The sequence below is a fragment of the Enterococcus sp. AMC1157 genome (assembly GCF_058216555.1).
Genome location: NZ_CM177099.1, coordinates 2030347 through 2043905 on the forward strand (window position 1 = coordinate 2030347; position 13559 = coordinate 2043905).

Sequence of the window (13559 nt, forward strand, 5' to 3'; positions counted from 1 at the left end):
ACAAAATGTCACTCGAAAAGCAAACAAGAAAGCTAAATTAGTTTTCTTGTTTAAATGACATTAAAAACCAGCTGTCCATCAAAGTATGTCCTGTTGCACCAAGGGGGTTATCTAAAGCTTGAAAGTGATTTTTTTCGTATAACTTTTTTGCTTCTTTCAAGATTGAAGAAGTTTCGATGTACAATCCTTGATAGTTTTCTTTAGTAAAATGAATGGCGTGGTCTAATAATTTTTGACCGAAGCCCTGACTTTTTACCTGATCTGTTAAATATAACTTTTGCAATTCAGCAATCTGATTTTCCAGTGGAGAAACCCCAACACCGCAAATCACTTGGTCCTCGTCATTGACTAACACCCAATAATTCCCTTGTTCCACTGTTTGATAAAATTGATACAATCTATCTAACTCAGAATCGTAGTATGCTGTTCCGGGCAAATCTAAATGATAGGCTTCAAGATTTTTCCTAATAATCGCTGCCATGGGGGCATTATCTTTTTCTTGAATGAATCGAATACTCATTATCTCACCTCGCTAGTAGTCTAATGCTTATTTTCTCGTATTCTATAAAGAAAAGCTAGATAAAATTTTTAGCTAATTCGATTGGAAATTTCTCCTAAATAACAGAGGTTAGAATAAGACGCGTTTCTTTTTTTATGCTACCCTTTAATTAGAGGGAGGAGATTCATAATGAAAAAATGGGTCATTTGGCTACTTAGTGTAATCGGTATTGAATTAACAGGGGTCATTTCGAGTTTGTTCGCAGGAGATATTGGAGCGATGTATCAAGCGATGGATAAACCACCTTTTTCACCACCGGGTAGTGTATTTGGTATTATATGGACTATTCTTTATGCAATGATGGGTACCGCCTTATTTTTATTAATTGTTGCAGAAGATACAAAGTGGAAAAAAATCGCTATTGTATTGTTTGGACTTCAACAAATTTTAAACTTTTCTTGGAGTATCATCTTTTTTGGTGGAAACAATTTAGGGATTGCGAGTACCGTTATCGTAGTGCTAGATTTATTAATCCTTGCCAGCATCTGGGCCTTCGCTAAAGTAAATCGTTGGGCGAGCTATCTGTTTATGCCTTATCTGATTTGGTGTTTATATGCCACGTATTTATGTATTGGTTTTGCGATATTGAATTAAGTAAAATAGGCAAACGTTAGCATATAATTTAGCTAATGTTTGCCTATTATTATTTTAGTGAATTTCAAATTGATAAATACTGGTTGGCACACCAGTTAGATAATCAAACTCTCGACAATAAGCGGACACCGTATTTGTGTGCAAATTTTTGACAAGTAACCATTCCTCATCACTAACCTCTTGAAATTGATAGATTCCAATCCTTGCATCTTCAGCCAATTTCTCCGCAGTTTTCAAAATTTCTGGATTTTCTTGGCGATACAAATAGTAGGAAACGTCCTTATATAATATGTTCTCAAAGACGAAAACGCTGCGGAATAATTTTGAACTTACTAAATGTTGTTCTAACAACGTTTATGAGAGCTTTTCCTGTTATGGGAGAGGCTCTTTTTTTGGTTTGAATACGGTTTTGAATACGGTTTGAAAAAATAGATATTCAACCGCCCATGAAACTAGCAAATTTATCAGCTGTTTCTTCACGTTGACGATCAGTCACATGAGCATAGATATTCATAGTTGTTTTGATGTCAGTGTGGCCCATTCGTTCCTGGACTTCTTTAATTGTCGCTCCTGATTCAAAGAGCAAACTACAATGTGTATGTCGGAAGCCATGAACAGTCATTTTTTCTAGTTGGTGGCCATCTATGATTTTTTTCAAATTGTGATTTAAGAAATCAAGGTATAGAGGTTTGTTCTCGATAGAAGGGAAAAGCAGCTGCGAATCATCTTCTATCTTAATGCCAACTTTGAAAAAGAGTTCCTTTTGCCGGATCCGCCACTGTTTGATTAATCGTAATGTCTCAGAGTCCAAAGAAAGTGTACGAATACTTTTTCTAGTTTTTGGTGGCTGAAAAACTAATTCCCAGCTATCATCAGTTCCTACCGTTGCCAAAGTTTGCCTGACTGATAGACTTTGATGAGCAATATCAATATCCTTCCACCTTAAAGCATGCACTTCACCTTTACGCAAACCAGTATAGGTTAAAATTCGAAACATCAAATAAAGTGGTTCCTGTGTAGTAGCTTTAGCAATGGAAAGAAATTCATGCAGCTGCTCTTTATTGTAATAGGGAGCTTGAAAATCTTCCTCATCGATGGATTGTTGTTTCTTAGGCCGAATAATCCCATTCATTGGATTGGTTGTCAGTAATCTAATGTTGATCGCATACTGAAAAATAGATGCAGTGATACTGATCAAATTAGAATATTTCTTGTAATAAGTAAACCAATGATTCACTTGTTTTTGACAGTATGGAATAGTAATTTTACTAATTTGAAGCTTTCCAAAAAGAGGGAGAATATGTTTCTTTAGTGCCACCTTTTGAACAGTGAAAGTACTTGCCTTTACTGTATTTTTGTATTGTTCTAACCACATCTCGGATATTTCTTCAAAAGTTTTTTTACTGTCCAGGATAAAATCAGGATTCTTTGAAGCTACTTGAATTCGTGCGAGAGCAAGTTTTGCCTCTTGCAAAGTTTTAAAACCACGTTTAGTAGTTCTAAGTTCTTTACCATTTTTAGGATTAATACCTAAATATACCTGGAACATGTAAGCTGTGGATCCATTCTTTTTTTTATATTTTTGTATCTTTGTCATTTTTCTTCGTCCTTTCTTAGCCCGCCAGCATGTAGATTAGACGAAAGTTATGTGGCAACACCCCTTTCAATTTGATATAATTATGTATGACAAAGAAGCCTAGTACTATGTATTAAGTTCTTGTTGCGATGCACATCCACTCAATCTTTGGTCGGGGAGAGGGATGTGTATTTTATTTCATAAATGATTGTTACTCAGCAATAACCATATCTTTTAAGTTTTCTACAATGGCCAAAGTTTGATTATATTCTTCAGCATACATAGTTTTAGTAAAGTCAGCGGTAGGATCGATATCTTCCACTAGTGTTTCCAAATCATCAATCGATGATTTAAAGAATTCTTTCCGGAAATTGACCTTGTTCACTCTATTTTCGGAAAGTCGTTTATGAAGTGCATTTTCTAAACCAACAGCATCATCACTGAAAATCATGGCATGAACATCGAATCTGAATGGAACAGATGCACTACCTAGTTCATCTACACGTTGTTGAGGCTCCAATCTCCTTGTCATACCAATCTTAAATACATTTTCTCCAAATGATCCTAAGTTTGAAATGACATATACATAACCTGCTTTACCCATGGCTAGGCTTGTCACTTCTTCTTTTTTCACTTCGACTTCTTCAAGTTGTTTCTGTAATTCTTCCAATCTGTCTTGCAATTGAGCAATTTTCAATTCATCTGTTTCCGATTTTAGTAGTTCTTCGTTGCGTTCCATTTCCGTTTTATATTTTGATTCTTCACGAGCTAGTTTTTTCTTTTCGGCTTCAAGTGCTTTACGTTCTTCAGCTTCTTGCTTCATTTGTTCTCTGATTGCTTGTTGCTCTTCTTTTTCTTTTTGTCGGTAAATGTAGTAACGGTATTCAATATCTACAAGTTCCATATATAGAGGTTCAATTTCAGTAATGAATTTAACTAAAGTTGGTCTAATACTTTGATTCCCCTCAGTAGCTATGGTTACATATTTAGCTAATACTGTAGAAACTTTACTTTTAGACTCGCTCAATTTATTGTAAGTAAGTTGAAACAGAATTAGTTGCATTTCTGCCTGTAACCCAATAACCATTAGACTGTAGAGAGCTTTGTTGGTTTTTGTGTTGTATCGATCTTGATATCGATCAAGTAAATTGTCGATTTCTTTTTTTGTCGCTGTAGATAATCTTTTCAGTTCCCTAGAGTTATCTGAGTGAATAGGAAGATCGATGATAGATTTAATTAAAGTATCTTCTGCAGCAAGAACGGTGATTTCATCGATTGCATCATCTAAGGCATCTTGATTCCATTCGTAATCAGCATTAATAACATGTTTGTATTTTTTGAAAAATTCTTTTAAACCATTAAGCTCAGATTTGAATTTTCGTGCTTGACTAGTGGTCCTTTTTACTTCTTTATTTATTTTTTCAAATTCAGTATGTAATTCTGAGTTTTTAGTTGTATAGTCAGCTATAGATGTCTGTAGACTAGAAACCTCAATTTCAGCTGTTTTTTTAATATTATCAGACTCTTGGACAGCTTTATCTACAATATCTTTTCGAATATTTTCATTTTCAGCTTTTAAAATGTCACGAATATTGTCCATTGTAGATTCGCGATCAGCTAGCTGTAAGTCCAATTTGTTGATAGATTCCTCGATATTACTTTTCTGTTTTTCTTTTTCTTGGATAGATTTATTGATAGCTTCTACCTCAGACTGTTTTGTTTCTAACTCTGTTTTTAAATTTGCTAGTTCTTTGATTTTTTGAAAGAAATTCATAAAGTTAACCTCATCTCTGGTATAATATTTGTAATGAAAGATTTCCAGAAATGGAGATTTGAGCTAAGCGATGCTACCAACATTGCTTAGCTTATTTTGTGTAAATCAGATATTTTCACACTACAATCAGAAAAATAGAAATGCTTTCCTTTGTAGTAATGATAAAAACCAAATTTATTTTGATAGTACTGGAATGCTTCAAGTAAAAGTTCTTCTGAAAGAGATAGGTATTCGGAGCACTGGAAGAGATTGGTTGCTCCAGCACTATGACATTCTAGTAAATCATTTAATGAAATAAGTCGTTCAATTGAATATCTTCTAGCTGTCCATTCTTGTTTTCTACTTTCAGCATCGTTATAGTTTGAAATATTTCCAACTGATGTTTTATGATGAGCGTACTCTTCAGATAATATTTCTAGCTTTCTATTTTCAGGAAGCGAGGAGTCTATGTAAATTACTTCATCATAGTAATTTCCTTCACTCCCAAACCAAAGTAGAGGTAGCTCGATTACAGGAACTTCTTTGCGAATTTTTTCTAATAGTAACTCATATCTAGTCAACTAATCACCTACTAATCATGATTCTTCAAATAATCTTCTTTAGCCTTGGACAGGTAAGCTTTAAAGGCATCAATTTCCTCTGGTGTATAAACTCTATTTGGATCCACAAAATGAGCAGCAAAATCAACTTCGTAATTTGATGAACCTTCAGCAACAGAACTGTTGCCACCTGCATCACCATCATCTTCAATTAATTCATCTGATTTTTTAAACTCAACATTATTAACTCTAGAAATATTTTGAACATTGCACTGTTTTTCAGCAAAGTCAATTACTTTCAATTGTCGAGCTCGTTCCAGTTGTCTGAAGAGATAGTTAATTTTTTCTTCTAGTGACTGAGTATTGTCAATTTGAACGCCTAAGCTCTCGCTAGATAGTTTATCAACTGTTACGTTAAAATAATCTGCTAGTAGTCTTATTGAAGAAAGCTTGGGTTCTTCTTTATTATTCTCCCACTTAGAAAGTTTTCCTTTATTAAAATTAATTGTTCCAGGATATTTTTTATTCAATTCATCTGCTAATTGTTCTAGGGTCAATTTTTTCGCTTTCCTCAGAAATTTAATATTGTCACCTAACATAGTATTTTCTCCTTTGAATTCTTATCTAATCATAACTTACCACGTTTGTTGCGAAAACGCAACAGTAAATAAAAAAATCAAAAGTTGTTGACTTCGAAACTTTTTGTGATATAGTAAGAGTGTAATTAAGTTGCGAAAACGAAACTTTTCTGTAAGGAGGTATTGGTGATGGTAACAGCAGAACAATTCAGAGCCCCATATCGGAATCTGAAAAGAATTATTGAAGATGATGGTTTTCGACAATCTGATATAGCAAAAAAGTTAAATATGGATAGAACCACGTTTAATTTAAAGTTAAATCGTAGCAACGGCAGAGATTTTTCTTTTGAAGAGGCAAGGAAACTTTCTGAAATTTTAAATAGAAAAATCGATGAATTTTTTTAAATAAAAAGTTTCGAAAACGAAACTCAAATAACAGGAGGTGAGGTAGATGGGAATAAAAGATGTGCTAGTGGTTAACAATGAGTATTTGAGAAACATAGCAAATAGCCTTAAGACTATTGAGAACTATATTATCGAAGAATCTGAGAAGGATAAGAAAGCTGAACAAGAAAAGCGGGACTCATTGAGAAAGTTATTTCGATAGTTCAGCTAAAAATCCATCAAACATTAACGAATATGCAGCACAGTATCGCTCGTATTCTGAGGCATCAAGTGAAATTTTATTTTCATCTTCCATTATTGAAATTAAGTTTTTTACGTTTTCGGAGTCGGAAAGATAAGCAATGGTTAAGTCATGAGAGATTTTTTCTTGAGATATAGGCAATTTAAACGCCACCTTTCAATTGGATTATAACAAAAGATAGGTGACAAAAGAAGAGGAGGTGGGATAGGTGGAAGAAAAGAATCATATCAACGAGGCAAACAAGATCATGTTTGAACAATTGGAAATATTACATGTGGAATCGAAAAAGGAAGAAACCACCGCTTTGGAGAAAGTAGGGCTTTCTCAGGCGATGGTTAATATTTACAAAACAGTAATGGATTGGGATTAGGTTCTAATTTGCTGTCTCTTCCTAGTTGCAAATCCAGCTTTAATTTCTTTATGAACTCTTTGGTATTTTTTTGCGAGTTCATCGGGTGAGATGTTAGATAAATCTTGATTTTGAAGATAGAGCATAGTTAAAGCTTCAACCTTAGTTGATGGGAATGTATCTAATTGAACATCTGACATGATAGTAGCTCCTTTCATTATGATTTCAGCGGATTGAGCGCTGATAGTTTGATTATAGCAAACGGTTTTGGAAAAAGTTACGTTCTGAAAGAAATTGGCAGCATTTATGAGAAAGGAACAGGAGGTGGGGTAGTTGAATATCATGGGAGTAATTAAAAAAGCTCAAGAAGAGAAAACTGCAATAAGGCGAAAAAGTTGGGCTGAAGCACAGGCAGGAATCATACCAACAAATAGTGAATTTTTAGGGATGTTTGTAATTAAGGAAAACGGAAAAAAGGGCACTCGTTTTTGGAATCCGAGTGCCGATGATCTTCTTGCTGAAGACTGGGAAACGTTTTAGCTCCCTTCAATCCCAAGAAGTTTCATTAATTGGACTTTTGCTATCTCTCCCATGATTGGCAGAGAGACACTGGCAATTTTAGAAGCAACGGATTTTGCATTTTTCCATACTTTTGGATCTCGAATGTTGTCTAAATAACTATGACCATCCCAAGTGATTGCATTAATAGAGAACCAGAATACTTGATTACTAGCATATTGGATAGATGAAGTAATGAATTCAGCATCGGTCAATCTTTGAATAATGTAGATCAATTCATTTTTTGATATTTCATTTTGTGTGGCAAATTCCATTAATTCAGCTTCGGAACGTGAAGAATTTTCTTCTTTGCTTTCTACGAAAAGTAAAAGTGATCTGACGTTATCATGATTTAGTTTCATTATTTTCCCACCTTTCAGAGTGATTATAACAAATGAATTTTCAAAAAGCGATGAGATTAGGAGAGTGAGGTGAACAATATGTCAGCTATTTCAGTACCAATAGAATTACCGGATTCATTTGCTGAATCCATTGCAGCTGTCATTACTCAAAAAGTAATGGAAACAGTTGATCAGAATGTTCGTTCAAACGAATTACCACCATATCCAACGAGAAAACAAGTACGTGAAATATTGAGAATCGGCGATGATCGTCTGCAAGATTGGATCAACGAGGGATTGCATGTCATTCCTTTTGGGAAAGAGACAAGATTTGACCGGGATGATATCAAACAGTTTTTAAATTCTAAAAAAATCTAAATTGCCCGCCAGCATGTAGAAAACAGAATTTATAGCAATTTGTCGGATTCATGAAAGTAGGTGAGTAAATGAAAGAGAAGCGTTGGTTAGCAAAGTTCACAGCAAATAATACCATCGGAAGAGTTAGGCAATTTCAAGCACTGGTATATCTTAGTTTCCTATTAAATATTGTTTTCATCATTGTTTTTTTGATGATTATTTGGGAATTGAACAGATGAAAGGAGACGTCTGAAAATGAAGTTTGACCAAGCGATTATTAGATATTTAGGTAGGTTAATGGAACGGAAGTTTGAAATCGAAAATAAAATTATTGATGATTTTGGTGTGTTTACCCGGCAGCAGGAATTAGAACTTAAATGGATTAGTCAGAGGTTGGAGTTAATTCGAGAGGTCCAATTGATGCGATGGAAAAAGAATAGAGCTTTGAATTAGGAAGGAGGAAACTAATATGGCAGTACAAAATACTTTGGAAGATTTACAAAATTTTCTTTTTGGACAGATGGAACGTTTAGACAATCCAGATTTAACAGCTGATGAATTGGAAATGGAAATCAAACGTGGAGAAACGATGGCCAAGATTGCTGACAAAGCAATTGACAATGCCAATACCGTAATTACTGCGATGAAATTTTACAACAAGACAGAGGGATATATTCCTCCTGAGCAAAGACCAAAAATGTTGGAAGGTTGATCGTTATGGTGCAGAAATACTCAAAAGAACAAATCGCTTTTATTAAAAAGCATGCATCAAATAATACTAGGTCTGATTTGACTAAGATGTTTAACAATCGATTTGGCACATCAATCACGGATAAAACCATGAAAAGTACCATGTCGAACCACAAAATCAAAATTGGCATACGCAATACCCAAAATATCCGACGTCTGATGTCGATGGAACAAGAAGAATTTGTTCGAAATAATTATATAGGAATTACTAACCAAGAACTAAGCAATTTGATAAATGAAGAATTTGGCACAAATTTCACCACGCAGCAAATTAAGTCTTTCAAGCACAACAGAGGTCTTGATTCAGGATTGACCAGTCATTTTGAAAAAGGACACCAACCAATCAACAAAGGTACTAAAGGAATGTTTAACGTAGGTGGGAACAGTGGTTCGTTTAAAAAGGGGCAAAAGCCAAGTAACACTTTACCTGTTGGATCGGAAATAATGAAAGGCGATGGCTACCTTTGGACTAAGATTCAAGAAAGTCCGCCTAAATGGAAACAAAGTCATGTTCTTTTTTGGGAGAAAGAGAGTGGGAAGATTCCTGATGGGAAAATGCTAACTTTCTTGGATGGCGATAAAACCAATATATCTTTAACCAATCTTAGGTTAATTACTCAGAACGAAAATATCCGACTAAATGCTTCCGGTTATCGATCCAATAATCCGGAAATCACAGAAACAGGTCTAGTACTGACAAGAACAAAACTGAAAATAAATGAAAGGAAAAAAGAAAGGAGTGAGTCCCATGGAAAAGCTATTAAACAATAGAGAAATGAAATTTGCTACCGATTATTTTGAAAAGAAGAGATTTAGAGTTATCAGATCAGATGATCGTGGAGACCGAATTCAAGTATTAGCTAAAAATTTGAAAACAAAGAACAATGACACCTTCGAAATTAAAGGTGGAGAATTGAAGATGCTGATCCATCAGAAAAACAACAAATATCATCCGTGGAAATGGAAAGTAGTTGCACGTCGAGTTTCAACTAGAAGTTATCTTCAGGCGATGCGTGAAGCTGTAAATGGTTCGAGACAATAAAAAAAGCCACCTTACAAGGCGGCTGCTGAGTTTGATATACCAAACCCTCTAGACAAGGTCAGTATATCATTCTCAGTTGATTTTTGCAAAAAAACGCTTGAAACATAGCGTTTTATCGTCCTTGTAATAGGTATTAATTTAACGGACAAACTGAGAGTGAGAGGTAGTCATGAGAAAATCATTCGTGAGAGAGAAACGAGTATATGCTGGTGAAGAGTACATGGAAGTTAGCCTATTTACGAGAACAGCAGAACAAGAAAGATATTGTAAAGGGCTAAAAGGAAATCGTGGGCGTAAAAATAAAGTATCACGTCCTGCTCAAAATAATTTGAATGATCGTAACAGCAAACGTTATGCAAAATTATTAGTGCATGCAAACTTTCAAGCAAATGATTATTACATGACTTTCACTTACAACGATAAGTATTTACCGAAAAAACCAAGCGATGCAAAAAAACATCAAGAAAATACTTTGGGAAAATTAAGCAGATTGTATAAAAAGAATGGCAAAGAATTTAAATATATGTGGTTCACGTCATATCAGTTTGATGATAAAACTGGATTTATTCAACGTATTCACCATCATGTTCTAGTGACTGGTGGTGTCAATCGTGACGAGGTAGAGTTTTGTTGGTCTGCTGGACGTGGCAAGAAAAAAGAAAAAATGGGACGTACTCAATCAAGATTAGTTCAACCAGGTAAAAATGGTATGGATGAATTGATTAACTATTTGACTGGTCAAGAAAAATGGGAAAATCGTCAATGGAAAAAAGGGCAAAAAAGATATTCAGGTAGTAAAAATCTAAGAAAACCTCATGAAACAAAAAATGATCATCGATGGTCATTAAGAAAATTGGAACAAATAGGTATTTCGAATGATGCCGGAGAAGAGGAAATTCTAAAGAGATTTCCAGGTTATCGAATCGTCAATGATCCCAAGCCTAAAAAACATGATGAATTAGGTTGGTACGTTCAGTATGAGTTGATGAAAATTTCAGAATGGGGAGATTCGTAATGCTTGATGAAAAGCAAAAGGCTAAATATTTAAAAGTAATCATGTGTCAAACCGAGGGAGCTAGACAGGACTTGGCAGTGTTGACTAGACAGATTTCTGATCAAGCGACTTTAAAGCTGCTGAGGTCTTTATATCAAAACGGTCATACCGTTATTAGCACTAGAAGTGGTGAGTCAAGATGTTTAGGCAGGAAGTCGATGTTGTTTCTTCAGGCAAAAGATTTAAATAATTGCCAAGTAACTTATCGTATCGATTATACAAGCCAAGGATCCACGGTTGATATTTTGAGAGAAATTAGAAAAGGATATAAGCCAGTTTCAGTCTGGTAGGTGAGTGTATGAAAAATTATTTAGTAGCATGTTTCAACGAAGCTGATTGTATCAATCACTTCAAGAAATTTTATTTGAAAATAAAAGCGGATGATCCAGAGGGCGATGCCAAGATTTCTCGTGAGAACATGGAAATTTCAAGTTCGAAGTTTTCGATTATTTTTCGAACCAAAGAGCAGATTCAAAGGATGAGTATGCATCATTTGTTTTACGGAATGATCAAGACAGAGTATTTTGTTGAATTTACATGGATAGAATCACGACTTGAATACAACGAACTGTTGAAGGCAACAAAGGCGATGTATCGCATAAATGATAAAGATGGAGTTTTGAAATATTTGATGAGAAGAGGATGAAATCTATGAAAAAAATGATTAGTACGTTTGTCAGAAGAAAAAGTTGGGATATAGGTATTATTTTTGGAACGAAGGTTACTAAGCAGCAAGGCGAATATCTGTTTGATTTTAAAGGTTTAAAACTGTTTGGATTTTACGAGCCAGATGGAACGTATAACATTTCCGAAGCTTGTTCAGGGTATTTAATTATCAGGGGGGGAAATCGAGAGGATTTAATCGAAAAGTCAAAAAATATTCTAGCCCAAGCTGCTGATAATCAGATTTTAACTATTCGAAAAATGGCAAAGTATTATGGAATCTCTGCGATGCATACAAGTGATTATCATATTGTTCGAGGCAATACTTTGGCTAATTGGAAAGAAAAAAAGAAATATATAAATCGAATCGGAAATATTCGTTGCAAAGATTGTGGATGTCTGTATGAAAAGTGTATCGAACGGACAAATAAAGGTGAAATTAGAGCTTGCTGTCCGGATTGTCATTGTGGAACTAGGAGGAAAAATATTGAAAACTGAAAATAAATTGATGATATGGTTCATTGTAGTTTTTATGATTATGTTCTCTTGTTGGGGAATACTAGCAATTAAAGCAACGGAGACAATTGGTAATCTTCAGGAAGTCGCTAATAGAATGCACCTTGAAAAGTCGATTCTTCAACAAGAAATTCGTACCCTTCAGGGGCAGAATAATTTCTTGAAAAGTCAAAATGCGATGCTGATGGAATTAGAGAAAGAGAGGTCGAACGAATGAATGATGAAATTGTTTGGTTATATAAGGTTTACGACATAACGAATTTAGCAGCTGAAGATCTTCAAAAAGAATTAGATAAATGGAGTGAGAGCATTATGCCTCATGAAACGGTTGGAATGAATGGCAATTTATTAATCATTCGCTATCAGTCCGCTTTGAACAGAAAAGGGTGGTTGGAGCAAAAAGCGATAGAAATGCATAACCAGATAAGAACTAGCTCTTTTGAATTTGGAGCATAATTTTTCGGAGGTATGGTATGACTAACAAAAAAATGAAGCAAAGAAAATTTAGATTACCAACGGATCGTACAAAAGTGATTGCAACGATTGCTGCAACTGAAGCTGTGAAAGAAACAACTGCATACCTCGCTTCTGAAGCATTTAGAAAATTAGCCACAGATCTAGATAAAAAAATTGAGAAGGGTATTGATAAAGGAATTCAGAAGCAAGAAAAGGTCCGTGTTCTGCAGCAGGGAAAGCAACAAAAGCGAATCATCAAAAACACTGAACTTCTGATCAAGCATTATCGTAAGTGTAAAGAAATGGTCAAAGAATTTGAATTTGAGAAGTATCAAGATGAAGGGACGTTCCTGGCATCGGAAGCATTGACTTTGGAAAAATTGGAGCAACAACATGCCAAAACGTTCAAAATGGTTCGCCGTATTGAAGGAGCCTTAGCAGCTTGTGAAGCAGAATCTTTACGTGGAACGGAAGAGGAACGGATTCGATTTGCTATCATGAAAAAAAGATATATTGACGAGAAACGCTTATCTGTCAAGGAATGCATGGATTATTTTAATGTGAGTCAGACGAAAGTTTACACTGACACAACTAAGGCGATTAAGGACATGGCAAGCTATATTTTCGGTTACGAGGCTGTTCTTTTTCAGTAGCGAAAAAATTGAGAAAAAATTAAAAGGTCTAATGCGCTATAATGATATTGTGAAATTGGTATAGCGAATTCAATCTTTCTCCTGATCTCGATTTGAGATGAGGAGTTTGTTATTTTTGGAGGTGTGAAAAATTAAGACTGTGGATCCATTTTATAAAACACCCAAATGGCGAAAAGCTAGAAAGAAATCTTTTCGGGATAACGACTACTTGTGTCAGGAATCGTTGAGATTTGGAAGGCGTGTAGAAGCTGAGATGGGGCATCATGTATTCCCTTTGTCAGAGTATCCAGAGTTAGCTTATGAACCTTGGAACATACTGCCAGTGACGTTTAAGAGGCATAACACCTTCCATAACCGCAAAGATGATTCGTTAACTGAAAAAGGAAAATATTGGCAGGAAAGAAGAAAAGAAGAGTTCGAGCGATGGCAAAAGAAGCATCCCCCCACCTTGTGAAATTAATTTTTTGAGTCACGGGGAACCGAGATGGGGAGGTTTTTCCAAGTGCGCTGAACTCTCAGAATTTTTTTTCTGGAAAAAGGCGGTGAGAAAATGT

At 35.0% G+C, this 13559-nt stretch carries 27 protein-coding genes; 18 read left to right on the plus strand and 9 right to left on the minus strand.

Annotation, left to right across the window (positions count from 1 at the left end; all coding sequences use genetic code 11):
- Nucleotides 1-37: 37 nt before the first annotated feature.
- A complete protein-coding gene (locus tag AC4BBX_RS09670) occupies nt 38-520 on the minus strand; it encodes a GNAT family N-acetyltransferase (protein ID WP_490453647.1) in 483 nt (160 codons plus the stop codon).
- 168 nt (nt 521-688) lie between these two features.
- On the opposite strand from AC4BBX_RS09670, the gene AC4BBX_RS09675 reads away from it, so the two are divergent.
- Entirely contained in the window at nt 689-1153 is a 465-nt protein-coding gene (locus AC4BBX_RS09675; protein ID WP_490453648.1) for a TspO/MBR family protein, read from the plus strand.
- Nucleotides 1154-1207: 54 nt separating this feature from the next.
- Here the strand turns inward: AC4BBX_RS09675 and AC4BBX_RS09680 are convergent, their stop codons facing one another.
- The 5 genes from AC4BBX_RS09680 to AC4BBX_RS09700 form a co-directional block, all read right to left on the minus strand.
- The gene (locus AC4BBX_RS09680) at nt 1208-1417 is read right to left on the minus strand and encodes a hypothetical protein (RefSeq protein WP_490453649.1); all 210 of its coding nucleotides are present in this window, start codon (nt 1415-1417) and stop codon (nt 1208-1210) included.
- A gap of 172 nt (nt 1418-1589) precedes the next feature.
- On the minus strand, nt 1590-2750 hold the full coding sequence (locus AC4BBX_RS09685) for a site-specific integrase (protein WP_490453650.1): 1161 nt from the start codon (nt 2748-2750) through the stop codon (nt 1590-1592).
- A gap of 190 nt (nt 2751-2940) precedes the next feature.
- The gene (locus AC4BBX_RS09690; RefSeq protein ID WP_490453651.1) at nt 2941-4503 is read right to left on the minus strand and encodes a GIY-YIG nuclease family protein; all 1563 of its coding nucleotides are present in this window, start codon (nt 4501-4503) and stop codon (nt 2941-2943) included.
- A gap of 86 nt (nt 4504-4589) precedes the next feature.
- Entirely contained in the window at nt 4590-5063 is a 474-nt protein-coding gene (locus tag AC4BBX_RS09695) for an ImmA/IrrE family metallo-endopeptidase (protein ID WP_490453652.1), read from the minus strand.
- 11 nt (nt 5064-5074) lie between these two features.
- On the minus strand, nt 5075-5641 hold the full coding sequence (locus AC4BBX_RS09700; protein ID WP_490453653.1) for a helix-turn-helix domain-containing protein: 567 nt from the start codon (nt 5639-5641) through the stop codon (nt 5075-5077).
- Between the two features lie 168 nt (nt 5642-5809).
- On the opposite strand from AC4BBX_RS09700, the gene AC4BBX_RS09705 reads away from it, so the two are divergent.
- Together AC4BBX_RS09705 and AC4BBX_RS09710 are read left to right on the plus strand one after the other, a co-directional pair.
- Nucleotides 5810-6025 (plus strand): XRE family transcriptional regulator, encoded by a 216-nt coding sequence (locus tag AC4BBX_RS09705; RefSeq protein WP_490453654.1) that lies wholly within the window; start codon nt 5810-5812, stop codon nt 6023-6025.
- A 46-nt stretch (nt 6026-6071) separates the two neighbouring features.
- Nucleotides 6072-6227 carry a hypothetical protein gene (locus AC4BBX_RS09710; protein WP_490453655.1) on the plus strand — a complete coding sequence of 52 codons (156 nt, stop codon included), beginning with the start codon at nt 6072-6074 and terminating at the stop codon, nt 6225-6227.
- Here AC4BBX_RS09710 and AC4BBX_RS09715 read toward each other — a convergent pair.
- Nucleotides 6216-6407: a hypothetical protein gene (locus AC4BBX_RS09715; protein ID WP_490453656.1), complete on the minus strand. Its 192-nt coding sequence runs from the start codon at nt 6405-6407 to the stop codon at nt 6216-6218. The genes AC4BBX_RS09710 and AC4BBX_RS09715 overlap by 12 nt on opposite strands.
- Before the next feature lie 67 nt (nt 6408-6474).
- On the opposite strand from AC4BBX_RS09715, the gene AC4BBX_RS09720 reads away from it, so the two are divergent.
- Nucleotides 6475-6636, plus strand: a complete 162-nt coding sequence (locus tag AC4BBX_RS09720; RefSeq protein WP_490453657.1) for a hypothetical protein — start codon at nt 6475-6477, stop codon at nt 6634-6636.
- Here the strand turns inward: AC4BBX_RS09720 and AC4BBX_RS09725 are convergent.
- Nucleotides 6633-6815: a hypothetical protein gene (locus AC4BBX_RS09725; RefSeq protein ID WP_490453658.1), complete on the minus strand. Its 183-nt coding sequence runs from the start codon at nt 6813-6815 to the stop codon at nt 6633-6635. The genes AC4BBX_RS09720 and AC4BBX_RS09725 overlap by 4 nt on opposite strands.
- Nucleotides 6816-6957: 142 nt before the next feature.
- Here AC4BBX_RS09725 and AC4BBX_RS09730 point away from each other — a divergent pair, with 142 nt between their 5' ends.
- Entirely contained in the window at nt 6958-7155 is a 198-nt protein-coding gene (locus AC4BBX_RS09730; RefSeq protein WP_490455802.1) for a Thoeris anti-defense Tad2 family protein, read from the plus strand.
- On the opposite strand, the gene AC4BBX_RS09735 is transcribed toward AC4BBX_RS09730, so the two are convergent.
- The gene (locus AC4BBX_RS09735) at nt 7152-7535 is read right to left on the minus strand and encodes a DUF2513 domain-containing protein (protein ID WP_490453659.1); all 384 of its coding nucleotides are present in this window, start codon (nt 7533-7535) and stop codon (nt 7152-7154) included. The two genes, AC4BBX_RS09730 and AC4BBX_RS09735, sit on opposite strands and share 4 nt — an antisense overlap.
- 78 nt (nt 7536-7613) lie before the next feature.
- On the opposite strand from AC4BBX_RS09735, the gene AC4BBX_RS09740 reads away from it, so the two are divergent.
- The 13 genes from AC4BBX_RS09740 (at nt 7614) to AC4BBX_RS09800 (ending at nt 13459) form a co-directional block, all read left to right on the plus strand.
- Nucleotides 7614-7892: a helix-turn-helix domain-containing protein gene (locus AC4BBX_RS09740; protein WP_490453660.1), complete on the plus strand. Its 279-nt coding sequence runs from the start codon at nt 7614-7616 to the stop codon at nt 7890-7892.
- A gap of 234 nt (nt 7893-8126) precedes the next feature.
- A complete protein-coding gene (locus AC4BBX_RS09745; protein WP_490453661.1) occupies nt 8127-8324 on the plus strand; it encodes a hypothetical protein in 198 nt (65 codons plus the stop codon).
- A 16-nt stretch (nt 8325-8340) separates the two neighbouring features.
- Nucleotides 8341-8583, plus strand: coding sequence for a hypothetical protein (locus AC4BBX_RS09750; RefSeq protein ID WP_490453662.1), 243 nt, complete (start codon nt 8341-8343; stop codon nt 8581-8583).
- A gap of 5 nt (nt 8584-8588) precedes the next feature.
- Nucleotides 8589-9392 (plus strand): HNH endonuclease signature motif containing protein, encoded by an 804-nt coding sequence (locus AC4BBX_RS09755; RefSeq protein ID WP_490453663.1) that lies wholly within the window; start codon nt 8589-8591, stop codon nt 9390-9392.
- Nucleotides 9370-9663 carry a hypothetical protein gene (locus AC4BBX_RS09760; RefSeq protein ID WP_490453664.1) on the plus strand — a complete coding sequence of 98 codons (294 nt, stop codon included), beginning with the start codon at nt 9370-9372 and terminating at the stop codon, nt 9661-9663. The genes AC4BBX_RS09755 and AC4BBX_RS09760 overlap by 23 nt, the downstream gene beginning before the upstream one ends.
- A gap of 169 nt (nt 9664-9832) precedes the next feature.
- Complete coding sequence (locus AC4BBX_RS09765) at nt 9833-10678, plus strand: rolling circle replication-associated protein (RefSeq protein WP_490453665.1); 846 nt, start codon at nt 9833-9835, stop codon at nt 10676-10678.
- Complete coding sequence (locus tag AC4BBX_RS09770) at nt 10678-11007, plus strand: hypothetical protein (protein ID WP_490453666.1); 330 nt, start codon at nt 10678-10680, stop codon at nt 11005-11007. The genes AC4BBX_RS09765 and AC4BBX_RS09770 overlap by 1 nt, the downstream gene beginning before the upstream one ends.
- An 8-nt stretch (nt 11008-11015) precedes the next feature.
- Complete coding sequence (locus tag AC4BBX_RS09775; protein ID WP_490453667.1) at nt 11016-11363, plus strand: hypothetical protein; 348 nt, start codon at nt 11016-11018, stop codon at nt 11361-11363.
- Between the two features lie 5 nt (nt 11364-11368).
- A complete protein-coding gene (locus tag AC4BBX_RS09780) occupies nt 11369-11878 on the plus strand; it encodes a hypothetical protein (protein WP_490453668.1) in 510 nt (169 codons plus the stop codon).
- Nucleotides 11868-12113, plus strand: coding sequence for a hypothetical protein (locus AC4BBX_RS09785; RefSeq protein WP_490453669.1), 246 nt, complete (start codon nt 11868-11870; stop codon nt 12111-12113). Before AC4BBX_RS09780 ends, AC4BBX_RS09785 begins: the two co-directional genes overlap by 11 nt.
- Entirely contained in the window at nt 12110-12352 is a 243-nt protein-coding gene (locus AC4BBX_RS09790; protein WP_490453670.1) for a hypothetical protein, read from the plus strand. The genes AC4BBX_RS09785 and AC4BBX_RS09790 overlap by 4 nt, the downstream gene beginning before the upstream one ends.
- A 17-nt stretch (nt 12353-12369) precedes the next feature.
- Nucleotides 12370-13005 carry a hypothetical protein gene (locus AC4BBX_RS09795; protein WP_490453671.1) on the plus strand — a complete coding sequence of 212 codons (636 nt, stop codon included), beginning with the start codon at nt 12370-12372 and terminating at the stop codon, nt 13003-13005.
- 223 nt (nt 13006-13228) lie between these two features.
- Nucleotides 13229-13459 (plus strand): HNH endonuclease, encoded by a 231-nt coding sequence (locus tag AC4BBX_RS09800; protein WP_490453672.1) that lies wholly within the window; start codon nt 13229-13231, stop codon nt 13457-13459.
- Nucleotides 13460-13559 lie beyond the last annotated feature (100 nt).

Coding starts and splice junctions, on each gene's coding strand:
- AC4BBX_RS09795 (WP_490453671.1), top strand. CDS start 12,370: ATGACTAACAAAAAAATGAAGCAAAGAAAATTTAGATTACCAACGGAT.
- AC4BBX_RS09685 (WP_490453650.1), bottom strand. CDS start 2,750: ATGACAAAGATACAAAAATATAAAAAAAAGAATGGATCCACAGCTTAC.
- AC4BBX_RS09700 (WP_490453653.1), bottom strand. CDS start 5,641: ATGTTAGGTGACAATATTAAATTTCTGAGGAAAGCGAAAAAATTGACC.
- AC4BBX_RS09775 (WP_490453667.1), top strand. CDS start 11,016: ATGAAAAATTATTTAGTAGCATGTTTCAACGAAGCTGATTGTATCAAT.
- AC4BBX_RS09750 (WP_490453662.1), top strand. CDS start 8,341: ATGGCAGTACAAAATACTTTGGAAGATTTACAAAATTTTCTTTTTGGA.
- AC4BBX_RS09725 (WP_490453658.1), bottom strand. CDS start 6,815: ATGTCAGATGTTCAATTAGATACATTCCCATCAACTAAGGTTGAAGCT.
- AC4BBX_RS09770 (WP_490453666.1), top strand. CDS start 10,678: ATGCTTGATGAAAAGCAAAAGGCTAAATATTTAAAAGTAATCATGTGT.
- AC4BBX_RS09670 (WP_490453647.1), bottom strand. CDS start 520: ATGAGTATTCGATTCATTCAAGAAAAAGATAATGCCCCCATGGCAGCG.
- AC4BBX_RS09735 (WP_490453659.1), bottom strand. CDS start 7,535: ATGAAACTAAATCATGATAACGTCAGATCACTTTTACTTTTCGTAGAA.
- AC4BBX_RS09765 (WP_490453665.1), top strand. CDS start 9,833: ATGAGAAAATCATTCGTGAGAGAGAAACGAGTATATGCTGGTGAAGAG.
- AC4BBX_RS09760 (WP_490453664.1), top strand. CDS start 9,370: ATGGAAAAGCTATTAAACAATAGAGAAATGAAATTTGCTACCGATTAT.
- AC4BBX_RS09730 (WP_490455802.1), top strand. CDS start 6,958: ATGGGAGTAATTAAAAAAGCTCAAGAAGAGAAAACTGCAATAAGGCGA.
- AC4BBX_RS09705 (WP_490453654.1), top strand. CDS start 5,810: ATGGTAACAGCAGAACAATTCAGAGCCCCATATCGGAATCTGAAAAGA.
- AC4BBX_RS09780 (WP_490453668.1), top strand. CDS start 11,369: ATGAAAAAAATGATTAGTACGTTTGTCAGAAGAAAAAGTTGGGATATA.
- AC4BBX_RS09710 (WP_490453655.1), top strand. CDS start 6,072: ATGGGAATAAAAGATGTGCTAGTGGTTAACAATGAGTATTTGAGAAAC.
- AC4BBX_RS09790 (WP_490453670.1), top strand. CDS start 12,110: ATGAATGATGAAATTGTTTGGTTATATAAGGTTTACGACATAACGAAT.
- AC4BBX_RS09755 (WP_490453663.1), top strand. CDS start 8,589: ATGGTGCAGAAATACTCAAAAGAACAAATCGCTTTTATTAAAAAGCAT.
- AC4BBX_RS09690 (WP_490453651.1), bottom strand. CDS start 4,503: ATGAATTTCTTTCAAAAAATCAAAGAACTAGCAAATTTAAAAACAGAG.
- AC4BBX_RS09740 (WP_490453660.1), top strand. CDS start 7,614: ATGTCAGCTATTTCAGTACCAATAGAATTACCGGATTCATTTGCTGAA.
- AC4BBX_RS09745 (WP_490453661.1), top strand. CDS start 8,127: ATGAAGTTTGACCAAGCGATTATTAGATATTTAGGTAGGTTAATGGAA.
- AC4BBX_RS09675 (WP_490453648.1), top strand. CDS start 689: ATGAAAAAATGGGTCATTTGGCTACTTAGTGTAATCGGTATTGAATTA.